This window comes from Azospirillum fermentarium, assembly GCF_025961205.1.
Classification (GTDB): domain Bacteria; phylum Pseudomonadota; class Alphaproteobacteria; order Azospirillales; family Azospirillaceae; genus Azospirillum; species Azospirillum fermentarium.
The window spans coordinates 2,139,952-2,153,177 of the sequence record NZ_JAOQNH010000001.1 but is presented as its reverse complement, the minus strand read 5'-3'; the positions used below and the strand labels follow the sequence as shown (position 1 = coordinate 2,153,177).

General features: G+C 66.9%; 15 protein-coding genes. 13 read left to right on the top strand and 2 right to left on the bottom strand.

Features of this window, described 5'->3' with window-relative positions; translation table 11 throughout:
• The first annotated feature begins 75 nt into the window (after positions 1-75).
• On the top strand, positions 76-300 hold the full coding sequence (gene rpmE, locus M2352_RS10225) for a 50S ribosomal protein L31 (protein WP_264664389.1): 225 nt from the start codon (positions 76-78) through the stop codon (positions 298-300).
• An 80-nt stretch (positions 301-380) separates the two neighbouring features.
• Here the strand turns inward: rpmE and M2352_RS10220 are convergent, their stop codons facing one another.
• On the bottom strand, positions 381-788 hold the full coding sequence (locus M2352_RS10220; RefSeq protein ID WP_264664388.1) for a DUF1465 family protein: 408 nt from the start codon (positions 786-788) through the stop codon (positions 381-383).
• Positions 789-1,045: 257 nt separating this feature from the next.
• Between M2352_RS10220 and M2352_RS10215 the strand changes: the two genes are divergently transcribed.
• Positions 1,046-1,507: an Hsp20 family protein gene (locus M2352_RS10215; protein WP_264664387.1), complete on the top strand. Its 462-nt coding sequence runs from the start codon at positions 1,046-1,048 to the stop codon at positions 1,505-1,507.
• A 535-nt stretch (positions 1,508-2,042) separates the two neighbouring features.
• Positions 2,043-3,320: an MFS transporter gene (locus tag M2352_RS10210; protein ID WP_264664386.1), complete on the top strand. Its 1,278-nt coding sequence runs from the start codon at positions 2,043-2,045 to the stop codon at positions 3,318-3,320.
• Here the strand turns inward: M2352_RS10210 and M2352_RS10205 are convergent.
• Positions 3,317-4,579, bottom strand: coding sequence for a hypothetical protein (locus M2352_RS10205; RefSeq protein ID WP_264664385.1), 1,263 nt, complete (start codon positions 4,577-4,579; stop codon positions 3,317-3,319). The genes M2352_RS10210 and M2352_RS10205 overlap by 4 nt on opposite strands.
• Positions 4,580-4,756: 177 nt before the next feature.
• On the opposite strand from M2352_RS10205, the gene M2352_RS10200 reads away from it, so the two are divergent.
• The 10 genes from M2352_RS10200 to sufU all read left to right on the top strand — a co-directional run bounded on the left by M2352_RS10200 (position 4,757) and on the right by sufU (position 13,220).
• Positions 4,757-5,404, top strand: coding sequence for a hypothetical protein (locus M2352_RS10200; RefSeq protein ID WP_264664384.1), 648 nt, complete (start codon positions 4,757-4,759; stop codon positions 5,402-5,404).
• Complete coding sequence (locus M2352_RS10195; RefSeq protein WP_264664383.1) at positions 5,401-5,835, top strand: phage holin family protein; 435 nt, start codon at positions 5,401-5,403, stop codon at positions 5,833-5,835. The genes M2352_RS10200 and M2352_RS10195 overlap by 4 nt, the downstream gene beginning before the upstream one ends.
• A 33-nt stretch (positions 5,836-5,868) precedes the next feature.
• Positions 5,869-6,591 (top strand): hypothetical protein, encoded by a 723-nt coding sequence (locus M2352_RS10190; RefSeq protein WP_264664382.1) that lies wholly within the window; start codon positions 5,869-5,871, stop codon positions 6,589-6,591.
• A 221-nt stretch (positions 6,592-6,812) separates the two neighbouring features.
• Positions 6,813-7,268, top strand: a complete 456-nt coding sequence (locus M2352_RS10185) for an SUF system Fe-S cluster assembly regulator (RefSeq protein WP_264664381.1) — start codon at positions 6,813-6,815, stop codon at positions 7,266-7,268.
• A gap of 72 nt (positions 7,269-7,340) precedes the next feature.
• Positions 7,341-8,825 (top strand): Fe-S cluster assembly protein SufB, encoded by a 1,485-nt coding sequence (sufB, locus tag M2352_RS10180; RefSeq protein WP_264664380.1) that lies wholly within the window; start codon positions 7,341-7,343, stop codon positions 8,823-8,825.
• A gap of 79 nt (positions 8,826-8,904) precedes the next feature.
• Positions 8,905-9,336, top strand: coding sequence for a GIY-YIG nuclease family protein (locus M2352_RS10175; RefSeq protein ID WP_264664379.1), 432 nt, complete (start codon positions 8,905-8,907; stop codon positions 9,334-9,336).
• 52 nt (positions 9,337-9,388) lie between these two features.
• Positions 9,389-10,141, top strand: a complete 753-nt coding sequence (gene sufC, locus M2352_RS10170) for a Fe-S cluster assembly ATPase SufC (protein ID WP_264664378.1) — start codon at positions 9,389-9,391, stop codon at positions 10,139-10,141.
• A 3-nt stretch (positions 10,142-10,144) separates the two neighbouring features.
• Complete coding sequence (gene sufD / locus M2352_RS10165; protein ID WP_264664377.1) at positions 10,145-11,467, top strand: Fe-S cluster assembly protein SufD; 1,323 nt, start codon at positions 10,145-10,147, stop codon at positions 11,465-11,467.
• Between the two features lie 14 nt (positions 11,468-11,481).
• Positions 11,482-12,753, top strand: coding sequence for a cysteine desulfurase (locus M2352_RS10160; RefSeq protein WP_264664376.1), 1,272 nt, complete (start codon positions 11,482-11,484; stop codon positions 12,751-12,753).
• A complete protein-coding gene (sufU, locus tag M2352_RS10155) occupies positions 12,750-13,220 on the top strand; it encodes a Fe-S cluster assembly sulfur transfer protein SufU (RefSeq protein WP_264664375.1) in 471 nt (156 codons plus the stop codon). Before M2352_RS10160 ends, sufU begins: the two co-directional genes overlap by 4 nt.
• Positions 13,221-13,226: the final 6 nt, after the last annotated feature.

The following is a 13,226-nucleotide window of genomic DNA, read 5'->3' as shown; positions in this document are numbered from 1 at the left end:
GTGATGTGCGGAAGCGGTTGCGCTCATCGATCCGCTTCGCTATAAACCGCGCTCGTTTTGTTGGGAACCTCGGCCATGAAGAAAGACATTCATCCGGATTATCACGAGATCACCGTCGTCATGACCGACGGCTCCTCGTTCACCACCCGGAGCACCATGGGCAAAGCGGGTGATACGCTGCGCCTCGACATCGATCCGAAGTCGCACCCGGCCTGGACCGGCGTGCAGAAGCTGTTGGACACTGGCGGCCAGATCGCCAAGTTCAACAAGCGCTTCGCCAGCTTCGGCCTGAAGAAGTAAGCATCCGGTCCGCCGGACGCTGCGAAAAAAGGGCGCCTGCGGTTGCAGGCGCCCTTTTCGTTTTCAAAGCGAATCAACCGCTATTGCAGCCGCCCATAGGTTTCCTGCATCTGGCTGTCCAGACGCGACACCCGCATGTACAGCCGGTGGCTGCGGTCCAGCAGGCTGCGCAATCCCTGCGGCAGCGAAGCATTGTCGGGGCCGGACGGGTCGCTGCAAATCTCGCCCCCCGACAGGGAATAATCGCCGTTCGCGGCTTCTTCCGGGGTCAGTTCGCCCGCGTGCACCGCCTTTTGCGCCAAAAGCCACGCCATGACCTGGGTCAGGCGGCTGGTCACGCGCATGCTCTCGTAACTGACCTGCAAACGAATGTGCGGGGGCAGCTTGCGGTGATCGACGGCTTCCTGAAACGCGACGTAATTGCGCGCCTCGATCAGCAGAGCCATCGTCTCGTCATACGGCCCGTTGAAGAAGGTTGCATTCACCATGACGGCCAAGTCCTCCCACGGCCGCTGAGCCCGTCACCTGAGCGTGGCCGTAACTGATTAACAAAGTGTGATGGACAGGCGGCGAAAGCAGCCGGCAAAAAATCGCACTCCCCCCTCTTGCAGGCCAAAAGGGCTTTTCCTAAATGTGTGGTCGTCCGGGCGGCGCCCATGAATGGGGCCGGATCTGGATTGCACCATAGGGGATCGACGATTGCCGTGATCCCCACGCGCATTATCGCTCTGAAGGAGGATATGACATGCGTACTTATGATCTCTCGCCGCTGTTCCGCTCCACCGTCGGTTTCGACCGTCTGTCCCGTCTGATCGAGCATGCTCTCAGCACGGACGAAGCGGCCAATTCCTACCCGCCGTACAACATCGAAAAGACGGGTGACGATGCGTACCGCATCACCATGGCGGTTGCCGGCTTCGGGCCCGACGATCTGGAGATGACGGCCCTGCCCAACGCCCTGGTGGTTACGGGTAAAGCTAAGAAGGAACAGGAAGGCGGCCAATTCCTCTATCGGGGTATCGCGGGCCGCGCTTTCGAACGCCGCTTCCAGCTTGCCGATTACATCAAAGTGGTGAACGCCAATCTGGTGAACGGCCTGCTGCACATCGACCTTGTGCGGGAAATCCCCGAGGCGATGAAGCCGCGGACCATCAGGATCGACGCCGCCACCCCCGCCGCGTCCCTGCCCTCGCAGCAGGCGGCGTAACCTTCTCCATAACCCCGGCGCCGGGTTCGCTCTCCTCTCCCGGCGCCGGGCCGGACTCTCGCACGGCCTTGAACCACCCTCTTCCCATCGGAAGGGGGTGGCTTTTTGCGCTTGTGGCGCACGGCGATGACGGAAGAAGGGATAATCCGGACAAACTTCGGCGACGGAACCATCCGGATTGGTTCCGTCGCCGTTCGATCAGATGGGCAACGTCCTATCACAATGACGCTCTGCACAAAGAGAGCCGAAAGGTTGCCGTTCTTTATCCGATCGCTTATCCCGCCAAGCATTCACTTGGCTGGCTGTTTGTTCTCAGCAATGTCTGTACATCACCAATCACGTCTCTACTGTCTCTCTTTTCATCCTCATCGTCAAGGGGATTCCGCCAGTCCTTGCTTTTGGGAAGGGTGTTGCGTTTGCACCGCCGAAACGGCTACTCACAAGGCCCAGGGCCATCGGCAACGTTTCCGTGAAGGGACGGCGGGCCTGCGGTAAAAAAACACCGAACAACGATAAGAGCAGGGAGAGAGCGCCCATGCAGTCACAGGACGAATCCGCCCTGCCCCCGGCCAGGGTGCGGGTGGTGCGGATCTTCATTCCATTCGCGGTCGGGTATTTCCTGTCCTACCTGTACCGTACGGTCAATGCGGTGATCGCCGACGAGCTGACGGTGGCGCTGAACGTCACCGCCGCCGGGCTGGGTCTGCTGACCAGCGCGTATTTCCTGGCCTTCGGCGCCTTTCAGCTTCCGCTGGGGCTGCTGCTGGACCGCTACGGCCCGCGGCGGGTGGAGGCGGCGCTGCTGGTGGTGGCCGGTGCCGGGGCGGCGGTGTTTTCCCAAGGAGACGACCTGGCCACGCTGGCCCTGGGCCGCGCCCTGATCGGGGCGGGGGTGTCGGCGTGCCTGATGGCGGCGATCACCGCCAACATCCGGTCCTGGCCGGCGGAGCGGCTGCCGCTGGTCAACGGGGTGTTCATGGCCTGCGGCGGATTCGGGGCGGTGTTCGCCACCACCCCGGTGCGGACCGTGCTGACGGTGACCGACTGGCGCGGGCTGTTCCTGGCCCTGGCCGCGGTGACGGTGGTGGTGGCGGTGCTGCTGCTGCTCATCGTGCCCGAATTCCGCCGCCCTGCCGCGCAGAAGGCGGGTGCGGCGGCGGACGGCGGCGGCGTGGCCGCCTTGCTGCGCGGAACGATGTCGGTGTTCGCCAGCCCGTTCTTCTGGCGGCTGGCCCCGGCGGCGGTGCTGATGCAGGGGGCGTTCATGGCCTATCTCGCCCTGTGGGCCGGTCCGTGGATGCGCGATGTGGAAGGGCTGGACCGCGCGGCGGTGGCGGCGGAGCTGCAATCCATGGCCCTGTGCATGGTGGCCGGCTATGCCGGGTTCGGGCTGGTGGCGGAGGTGCTGCGCCGCCGCGGCCTGTCCCCCGCCGCCGTCAGCTTCGCAGGAATGGTGGTGGCGGCGCTGTTGCAGGCATCGCTGGCGCTGGGCCTGCCGCTGCCCCCGGCGGTGGCGTGGGGCGGTTACGCCTTTTTCGCATCGGCGTCGGTGATGGTCTATTCCGTGCTGGGCCAGGGATTTCCCCCGGCCCTGGCCGGGCGGGTCATCACCGCGGCCAACCTGCTGATGTTCATCGTGGCCTTTGCCCTGCAATCGGGAATCGGGGCGTTCCTGACCCTCTATCCCATGGGCGGGGGGGCCGGCTATTCCGTGGAGGGGCAAAGGATAACCCTGCTGCTGATCACCGCTGCGCAAGGTCTGACGCTGGTGTGGCAGGCCCTGCCCCGCCGCCGCCGGGCGGCCGTGGCTTAGGTCACCACGTTGACGCTGCTGCCGGCGGGAACGGGGACGGCGGCGTTCACGGCTCCGCCGGCGTCGGCGGTCACACCCGCCGTGGCCGTGGCGGAAGCCCCGCCCCCCGGCGTACCGAAGGCGGAGGCGCGCAATTCCAGGACCGCCTTGTCCGCCTCCTCCACCACCTTGTCGTATTGCTTCAGCTCTTCCCGGTTGTTCTTGCGGCGGGTGTGGTCGGTGTCATAGGCGTTGCTGGCCTTGGCCTCCCCCAGCACATTCTTGACGGCGGCCAGCACCATTTCCACCCGGCGGGCAAAGGTGTCCGCCTCGCGGAAGCGGGCCGTCCGCTGGGCGTTGGCGTCCATCTGGGCCTGGAACGGGTTGGCCGGGGCGGCTCCCTGGTCGGTGGCGGAGGCGCCCTCCTTCCCCTCTGCGGCGCTGCCACCCCCGCCGACGGCGGCGACGGCGGCGTTGATGGCCGCGGCCAGATCCCCGCCGCCCTTATCCTCCCCCTGCCGGGCCGGCTGGGCCGACGTCTGGGCTGTCCCCGTGCCGGTTCCGGGCGGGGGAGCCTCGACCGGAACGGGAGGCGGAGCCTCGGCGGTGACGGCACCGGCGGCGGTGGATGCTGCGGTGGCCGCGGCGGTTCCATCCGTTTCGGCCCCAGCGGTCACGGAGACCGTCGCCGTGGTCTGCGAGACCTCCGCCGTCATCGTGCTGGTGGTGGTGCTGGCCGTGGTGGTTTGGATGGACACGCCGCCGCCCGCCGCCATGTCGGCGGATGCGGCGATGCCGCGTCCGTATTCCTTGGCGGCGTTGCCCGCCTGCTTGGCGAGGGCCGCGGCCTCCTTGGCCAGTTGCATCACCTTGGCACGGTCGCCGCGGGCCGCGGCCATGCGCATTTCGTTGCGCAGTTCCTTGATGCGCCGCTCGGCATCCTGCAGTTTTTCTTCGGCGCGGGCCTTGGGCTGGCTCACCTGCTGGGCCTGCTTCATGGCGTTCAGCGCCGTTGCCGCCCCGCGCATGAAATCGGTCAGGGAATCCGACGCCCCCTTCGCCAACAGCTCCGACAGATGGCTGGTGCCGTCCTTGGTGGCCGAAACGCCGCCATTCTTGGCCGAAGCGCCGGAAGCGCCGGCATTTCCGCCGGCCGTGTCCGTGACGGCGTTTCCCGTGGCCGCAGGACCGGTGGCGCCGCCCGCAGCGGCCCGCCGTGCCTGTTGCAGCCGGAACAGGCCCGCCTGCCCGTCGGACAGGATGGAGAAGATCCCGCTCATGCCCACCCCCTGGCCCCACACCTGCGTGGGAACACCCGCAAAGGTTTATCACGGACACGGACAATCTGTCAAAAGCAGGGATTTATTAACCATAAGCTCCGCGCGGCCGGGAACCTCCAGCACAGCCGGGTGTTGAGACAGGCAACTACCACGGCCTTGATCGCAAGGAGGGATACCATGGCGACCCGCGACACACCGGGCATGGGCGGTTCCAACTGGAAGACATCGGACATGGACCCCGGTCACGTCCCCCCCCACCAGAGCGCGGGCCAGCAGGCCGGCGATGTGGGCCGCCGGGCGCTGGGCGCGGTGCAGGACCGCATCCGCACCGCCTTCGACCAGCAGACCCACCGCGCCGCCGACCAGTTGTCCGGCGTGGCCTCGGCCCTGAACAAGGCGGCTCAGGACATCAGCCGGGAAAACGACGGGCCGGTGATCCGCTATGCCGAACAGGCCGCCGGCCGCATCGATGCCATGGCCGACGTTCTGCGCCGCTCGTCCCTTGATGACATGGTGGGCGAGGTGGAGGGCTTTGCCCGCCGTCAGCCCGAGTTGTTCCTGGGCGGGGTGTTCGCCGCCGGGTTCGTGTTCGCGCGGTTCCTGAAAAGCTCCGCCGACCGCCGTACCATCATCGCCCGGACCCGGTACGCTGCGCCCCCCGCCGGCCCATTCCCCTCGTCCCCCTCGTCCTATGCCGACGCGGGGCCGGTGGGCACCGCGACCCCGGCCACCGGAACCACCGCCAACGGCGGACCGGTGATGGGCAGGCCGCTGTCGGCGGCACCGTCCACCCCGCCGGGCACGGGCGGCGGGCGGTCGCCATGAGCGCGGCCCCGCTGCATGGGGCGTCCGGCGGTCACGACGACGACCCCCGGATGCAGCGGCCCCTGACCGGCCTGCTCTCCACCCTGATGCAGGATGTGGGCGGGCTGATCCGGGCGGAAATCGCGCTCGCCCGCGCCGAGCTGGCGCAAAAGGCCGGCCGGGCGGCGGGCGGGGCCGGGCTGGCGGCGGCGGGCGGGGCCATCCTGTTTCTGGGCGCCATCTTCCTGCTGGCTGCGGCCATGCTGGCGCTGATGCCGGTGATGGAGCCCTGGCAGGCGGCGCTGACCGTCGGCGGCGTCACGGCCCTGGTGGGCCTGATCGTCCTGCTGATGGGCCGGGCGCGCCTGCGGGCCGGATCGCTGCAGCCCGAACGCACCCTCAACAGTCTGCGCGAAAACAAACGCTGGGCGGAATCCCAGTTCACCCGCTGACGGCACCGTCAGCGGCGAGAAAGGACGACGACGATGTACAGCAATCCCCGTTACCCCTCGCACACCGACCTCGACCACCCGGTGACCCGCGACTGGACCGGCAGCGACAGCTTCCAGCCGCACGATACGGGCACGGCGTCGTGGCTGCGGGCCAATCCGGTGCCGTTGGCGCTGATCGGGATGGGCATCGGCTGGCTGGCGCTGTCGGGCACCGGCTCCGGCCGGCGCATGGCCCGCACCGCCCGCGACTACGCCGGCCCGGCGCTCGACACCGCGAAGGAAAAGCTGAACGAGGCCGCCGACACGGTGCGCGACACCGCCTCCCACGCTTATGAAAAGGCGGAAGAGGGTGTGTCGTCCCTGCGCCGGGCAGCCATGGACATGGCGGACCGCACCACCGCCACCGCCCGCTCCTATGGGCAGGAGGCCGCGCACCGCACCGGCTCGACCACCACGGGCTTCTGGGACATGGTGCACGAACATCCGCTGGTGGCCGGGCTGATGGCCATGGGCCTCGGTGCGGCCATCGGCGCCAGCCTGCCGGCCAGCCGCATGGAAGACCGCTGGGCCGGCCCCCTGGCCGACGACACCACCAGCAGGCTGAAATCGGTGGCGGAGGACGTCATCGAACGCGGCAGCCGCGCCGCCCGCGCCGCCGCCGACACGGCGCGTGAGGAATTGGCCGAAGCGGCGGAGCACACCGCCGACGCCGCCCGGTCCGAGAGTCGCAAGGACACCGGCAAGACCACCCTCTGACCCCTGCGTCAACACGGGTTGCGAACCGGCTCCATCCTCACGGGTGGGGCCGGTTTTGCCATGCCCGCGCCGCGGCGGAATGCCGCATTTTCAGGCGCAGACCACGCTTTTCAAATGTCCTAGCATTTCAGGCGGGCTTTGTGTCGGGTTTCCCTTGACTTTCGGTCAGGGTACGACACCTAATCAGAACCGAAACAGTCCTGATTGCTGCACCCGATACCATGATCCGCCTCAGCAAGCTCACCGATTACGCCATCGTGGTGATGAGCGAGATGGCCCGGCGCCTGGACACGGTTCACACCGTCGCCCAGTTGGCCGACCGGACCGGCGTGCCCGCCCCCACCGTGGCGAAGCTGATGAAGGCGCTGACCCCGGCTGGGCTGATGGTGTCCCACCGCGGGGCCGCCGGGGGTTATGCCCTGTCGCGGCCGGCGGAGTCCATCACCATCGCCGACATCGTGGTGGCGCTGGACGGCCCCATCGCACTCACCGCCTGCGTCGATGGCGCGGAGGAGGCGTGCGGAGTGGAACGCCTGTGCCCCATGCGCGGCAATTGGGAAAAGATCAACACCGCCATCCGTGGCGCACTGGAACAGGTGTCGCTGGCCGACATGATGGCCCCGCCGGTCTGGCTGCCGCCCGCGGACGCCCCCCGCCCTTCGCCGCATCCCGGCTGATGCCTTCTTGTTTTGACAGCACCCGGCCTCCCCTCCCCGGACAACGCCTTCTCTCAGGAGCTTCGTAAGACCATGGCTGGCTCGACGGAAACCGCCGAACAGGTCCGCGCCTTCACCGACCAGAAGTACAAGTACGGCTTCACCACCGACATCGAAGCCGACGTGGCGCCCAAGGGCCTGAACGAGGACATCGTCCGCTTCATCTCCGCCAAGAAGGGGGAGCCGGAGTGGCTGTTGGAATGGCGCCTGCGCGCGTACCGCGCGTGGCTGACCATGGAGGAGCCGGCGTGGGCCAAGCTCGACTACGGCCCCATCGACTATCAGGACGCCCATTACTATGCGGCGCCCAAGATGGGATCGAAGCCCAAGTCGCTGGACGAGGTGGACCCGGAACTGCTGCGCACCTATGAAAAGCTGGGCATCCCGCTGCGCGAGCAGGAGATCCTGGCCGGGGTGGAGGGCAGCGAGGGCAAGACCCCGGCCATCGCCGTGGACGCGGTGTTCGACAGCGTGTCGGTCGCCACCACCTTCAAGGCGAAGCTGGAGGAAAAGGGCATCATCTTCTGCGCCATTTCCGAAGCGGTGCAGAAGCATCCCGATCTGGTAAAGCAGTATCTGGGATCGGTGGTGCCCTACACCGACAACTATTTCGCCACCCTGAACTCGGCGGTGTTCACCGACGGTTCCTTCGTCTACATCCCCAAGGGGGTGCGGTGCCCGATGGAACTGTCCACCTATTTCCGCATCAACCAGGCCAACACCGGCCAGTTCGAGCGCACGCTGATCATCGCCGACGAAGGCGCCTATGTCTCGTATCTGGAGGGCTGCACGGCGCCCAAGCGCGACGAGAACCAGCTTCACGCCGCCGTGGTGGAACTGGTGGCGCTGGACAACGCCACCATCAAATATTCCACGGTGCAGAACTGGTATCCCGGCGACGAGAACGGGGTGGGCGGCATCTACAACTTCGTCACCAAGCGCGGTGCGTGCCGCGGGGTGAACTCCAAGATTTCGTGGACGCAGGTGGAAACCGGCTCGGCCATCACCTGGAAGTACCCGAGTTGCATCCTGCAGGGCGACAATTCGGTGGGCGAGTTCTATTCCGTCGCCATCACCAACAACCGCCAGCAGGCCGACACCGGCACCAAGATGATCCACATCGGCAAGAACACCCGCAGCACAATCGTGTCCAAGGGGATTTCCGCCGGCAAGGCCCAGCAGACCTACCGCGGGTTGGTGAAGATCCTGCCCAAGGCCGAAGGGGCGCGCAACCACACCCAGTGCGACAGCCTGCTGATCGGCAGCGAGTGCGGCGCTCACACGGTGCCCTACATCGAGAACCGCAACCGCTCCGCCCGCGTGGAGCACGAGGCGACCACCGCCAAGATCAGCGACGACCAGCTTTTCTACTGCCGTCAGCGCGGCCTGTCGGAAGAGGACGCGGTGTCGCTGATCGTCAACGGCTTCTGCAAGGAGGTTCTGAAGGAACTGCCCATGGAATTCGCCGTGGAAGCGCAGAAGCTGGTGGGCATCAGCCTGGAAGGCAGCGTGGGGTAAACATTCTAAGAAGGCCATCGCACCGAGAACCACTTCCCTCCCCAACCACCGTCATTCCCGCGAAGGCGGGAATCCAGACGTGAGCCGCGGCAGCGGCGACATGAGTCCCGACAGTGGTTGCTGTGGAAACACCTTCTGGATCCCAGCCTTCGCTGGGATGACGACGAAGAGTGGTTTTTTTCAGGTGAAAGGGTCTTTACGGAGAAAGGCAACCAGCGTGGAGAAACGGTTCTTTGTCTACATCCTCGCCAGCCGCCGGAATGGCACGCTGTACGTGGGGATGACATCGGACCTTCCACGCCGGATGCATGAGCACAAGACCGGAGCCGTTCCGGGGTTCACCAGCCGCCATGGCGTCCGCACCCTCGTCCATTACGAGGTGTTCGAGGACGCCGAGCACGCCATCGAGCGGGAAAAGCGGCTGAAAACCTGGAACCGGCCCTGGAAACTGAACCTGATCGAGAAGGACAATCCAATGTGGTGCGATCTGACGGACACGCTCAATCATTGATGCGCGTTTCATCGGATCGGGCCGGCGTGGACAGCCAAGGAACCGTAGAGCCATGATCGAAATCAAGAACCTGCACGCCACGGTGGATGGCAAGGAAATCCTGAAGGGCATCGACCTGAGCGTCGGTCCGGGCGAGGTCCACGCCATCATGGGACCGAACGGGTCGGGCAAGAGCACGCTGTCCTACGTCCTGGCCGGGCGCGACGGGTACGAGGTGACCGAGGGGTCGGTCACCTATTTCGGCAAGGATCTCCTGGCCCTGGAGCCGGAGGAGCGCGCGGCGGAGGGGGTGTTCCTGGCCTTCCAGTACCCGGTGGAAATCCCCGGCGTCGCCAACACCACCTTCCTGAAATCGGCCATCAACGCCCAGCGGAAGTATCACGGCGAATCCGAACTGGACGCCATGCAGTTCCTGAAGCTGATCCGCGAGAAGACCAAGGCGCTTGGCATGACCGACGAGATGCTGCGCCGCGCGGTCAACGTCGGGTTCTCGGGCGGTGAGAAGAAGCGCAACGAGACGCTCCAGATGGCGGTGCTCCAGCCGAAATTCGCCATCCTGGACGAAACCGACAGCGGCCTGGACATCGACGCGCTGAAGATCGTGGCCGAGGGGGTGAACGCGCTGCGCTCGCCCGAACGCTCCATGCTGGTCATCACCCACTACCAGCGCCTGCTGGACTACATCGTGCCCGATTACGTCCATGTGCTGGCCCACGGCCGCATCCAGCGGTCGGGCGGCAAGGAACTGGCCCTGGAGCTGGAACAGAAGGGCTACAAGGAATTCGGCGTGGACGAGGCGGCCTGACCCATGACCACCGTGACCGAAACCCCCTCCCCCTATCTCGCCCTGATCGACCGGGCGAAGGACGGCCTGCCGGGGGCGGCGCTGTCGTGGGTGCGCGATCTGCGCGCCCAGGGCCGCGAGCGCTTCGCCGCCGACGGCCTGCCCACGGTCAAGAAGGAGGCGTGGAAGTACACCAATCTCCGCGCCCTGGAAAAGATTGCCTTCGATCCCGCCGGCGACGGAGCCGCCGCCCATTTCGACGTGCTGCCCACCATCCGGGCGGCGGGTGAGACCGGACCGCGGCTGGTGTTCGTGGACGGGCGGCTGCGCGCCGACCTGTCGTCGCTGGACGGGCTGCCGGCGGGGGTCACCCTGGCCGGGCTTGCCGCGGGTCTGAGCGCCGACGACGATCTGCTGGCCGACCATCTGGGCAAGCTGGCGCCGCTGGACCAAGCGCCGCTGGCGGCGCTGAACACCGCCTTCCTGGCCGACGGCGCGGTGCTGCGGGTGGGCCGCGGGGTGACGGTGGAGCCGGTGATCGAACTGGTCTTCGTCACGCTGGGCGACGAGGCCCGCCCCACCGCCTTCAATCCCCGCACCCTGATCGTGGTGGAAACCAACGCCAAGGCGACGGTGGTGGAACACCATGTGGGGCTGGGCACCGGCACCACGCTGGCCAACCACGTCACCGAGGTGTTCGTGGCCGACGGTGCCACGCTCGGCCACTACAAGGCCCAGCGGGAAGCCATGGGCGCCTATCACATCGCCACCACCGCCGCGCGGGTGGGCCGGGACGCCAGCTACGTCAACTTCATCCTGACCACGGGTGCGAAGCTGTCGCGCAACGAGGTGTGGACGGAGCTGGCCGGCACCGGGGCCACCTGTCACGTGTCGGGCGGCTATCTGGTGCGCGGCGATCAGCACTGCGACACCACCACGGTCATCGACCACGCCGCCCCTCACGGCACCAGCCGCGAGGTCTACAAGGGCGCCATCGACGGTCGGGCGCGGGCGGTGTTCCAGGGCAAGATCATCGTGCGCCCCGGCGCGCAGAAGACCGACGGCCACCAGTTGAACCGCGCGCTGCTGCTGTCCGACGCCGCCGAGATCGACGCCAAGCCCGAGCTTGAGATCTACGCCGACGACGTGAAGTGCAGCCACGGCGCCACCGCCGGGGAGCTGGACGATACGGCCCTGTTCTACCTGCGCGCCCGCGGCATCGACCGCGACACCGCGCGCGCGCTGCTGACCGCCGCCTTCGTGGCGGAGGCCATCGACGAAATCCCGGATGAGCCGGTGCGCACCGCCTTCCAGACCGTCGTTGACGGCTGGCTGGCCGGCGCGTGAGGAAGGGGACGACCATGATGGACCAGATTACTCCGACCCTCGACGCCCCGGCCTATGATGTGGAGCGGGTGCGGGCCGATTTCCCCATCCTGTCCCGCACCGTCCACGACCGGAAGGGCAAGCCCGGCAAGCCGCTGGTCTATCTGGACAGCGGCGCCAGCGCCCAGAAGCCGCACGCCGTCATCGACGCCATGACGACTTTCATGGAGCAGGACTACGCCAACATCCACCGCGGCGTTCACCTGCTCTCCCAGCGGGCGACCGACGCGTTTGAAAACGTGCGCACCAAGGTGGCGCGCTTCCTCAACGCGCCGTCGCGCGACGGCATCGTCTTCACCCGCAACGCCACGGAAGCCATCAATCTGGTGGCGGCCAGCTACGGCCAGCGCCTGGGGCCGGGGGACGCGATCGTCCTGTCGGTGATGGAACACCACGCCAACATCGTGCCGTGGCAGCTTCTCCAGATGCAGCGCGGCGTGGAGATCAAGGTGGTTCCGGTGGACGCCGACGGCGTGCTGGACCTGGACGCCTACCGCCGCCTGCTGGGGCCGACGGTCAAGCTGGTGGCGATGACCCACTGTTCCAACGTGCTGGGCACCGTCAACCCGGTGAAGGAGATCGCCCGGCTGGCCCACGAGCACGGCATCCCCGTGCTGTTCGACGGGTCGCAGGCGGTGGTCCACGGCCCGGTGGACGTGGCCGACATCGACGCCGACTTCTACGTCTTCACCGCCCACAAACTCTACGGCCCCACCGGGCTGGGGGTGCTGTGGGGCAAGCCCGAGATCCTGAAGACCATGCCCCCCTACCAGGGCGGCGGCGACATGATCCAGTCGGTCAGCTTCAAGGGCACCACCTTCAAGGAGGCCCCGGCCCGCTTCGAACCCGGCACCCCGCCGATCGTGGAGGCCATCGGGCTGGGTGCGGCCATCGACTATGTGGAAAAGCTGGGCCGCGCCGCCATCGCCGCCCATGAACACGATCTGCTGAGCTATGCCACGCAGAAGCTGGCGGCCATCGACGGCCTGCGCATCATCGGCACGGCACCGGGCAAGGCCGGCATCATTTCGTTCGTCATCGACGGCATCCACCCCCACGACATCGGCACGGTGGTGGATCAGTACGGGGTGGCGCTGCGGGTCGGGCAGCATTGCGCCGAACCGCTGATGGAGCATTTCGGCGTCGGCTCCACGGCGCGCGCCTCCTTCGGGCTTTACAACACCCGCGCGGAGGTGGACGTTCTGGCCGAATCGGTCCTGGCGGTGAAGGAGTTTTTCGGGTCATGATGGACGAACTGCGCGAACTGTACCAGGAAGTCATCCTGGATCACGGCAAGAACCCCCGCAACCTGCGCCACCCCCCCGACGCCAACCGTGAAGCCCGCGGGGAAAACCCCATGTGCGGCGACAAGTTCACGGTGTACGTAACGCTGAACGGCGACGGCGTGATCGAGGATTGCGCGTTCGAGGGGCGGGGCTGCGCCATCTCCACCGCGTCGGCCTCCATGATGACCGAGGTGGTCAAGGGCAAGACCGAGCAGGAGGCCCACGCCCTGTTCGAGACCTTCCACGACCTGTGCACCAAGGACGAGCACGAACATTGCGACCACGGCCCGGTGGACGAGGAAGCCATGGAAAAGCTGATGGTCCTGTCGGGCGTGCGCCAGTTCCCCGTACGGGTCAAGTGCGCCACCCTGGCCTGGCACGCCATGCAGGCGGCCATCGACGGCCAGGGCAAGGCGTCGAGCGAGTGAGGACGA

Bases quoted from the DNA above. Each gene is read 5' to 3' on its own strand.
- rpmE (WP_264664389.1), top strand. From the start codon at position 76: ATGAAGAAAGACATTCATCCGGATTATCACGAGATCACCGTCGTCATG.
- M2352_RS10220 (WP_264664388.1), bottom strand. From the start codon at position 788: ATGGTGAATGCAACCTTCTTCAACGGGCCGTATGACGAGACGATGGCT.
- M2352_RS10215 (WP_264664387.1), top strand. From the start codon at position 1,046: ATGCGTACTTATGATCTCTCGCCGCTGTTCCGCTCCACCGTCGGTTTC.
- M2352_RS10210 (WP_264664386.1), top strand. From the start codon at position 2,043: ATGCAGTCACAGGACGAATCCGCCCTGCCCCCGGCCAGGGTGCGGGTG.
- M2352_RS10205 (WP_264664385.1), bottom strand. From the start codon at position 4,579: ATGAGCGGGATCTTCTCCATCCTGTCCGACGGGCAGGCGGGCCTGTTC.
- M2352_RS10200 (WP_264664384.1), top strand. From the start codon at position 4,757: ATGGCGACCCGCGACACACCGGGCATGGGCGGTTCCAACTGGAAGACA.
- M2352_RS10195 (WP_264664383.1), top strand. From the start codon at position 5,401: ATGAGCGCGGCCCCGCTGCATGGGGCGTCCGGCGGTCACGACGACGAC.
- M2352_RS10190 (WP_264664382.1), top strand. From the start codon at position 5,869: ATGTACAGCAATCCCCGTTACCCCTCGCACACCGACCTCGACCACCCG.
- M2352_RS10185 (WP_264664381.1), top strand. From the start codon at position 6,813: ATGATCCGCCTCAGCAAGCTCACCGATTACGCCATCGTGGTGATGAGC.
- sufB (WP_264664380.1), top strand. From the start codon at position 7,341: ATGGCTGGCTCGACGGAAACCGCCGAACAGGTCCGCGCCTTCACCGAC.
- sufC (WP_264664378.1), top strand. From the start codon at position 9,389: ATGATCGAAATCAAGAACCTGCACGCCACGGTGGATGGCAAGGAAATC.
- sufD (WP_264664377.1), top strand. From the start codon at position 10,145: ATGACCACCGTGACCGAAACCCCCTCCCCCTATCTCGCCCTGATCGAC.
- M2352_RS10160 (WP_264664376.1), top strand. From the start codon at position 11,482: ATGATGGACCAGATTACTCCGACCCTCGACGCCCCGGCCTATGATGTG.
- sufU (WP_264664375.1), top strand. From the start codon at position 12,750: ATGATGGACGAACTGCGCGAACTGTACCAGGAAGTCATCCTGGATCAC.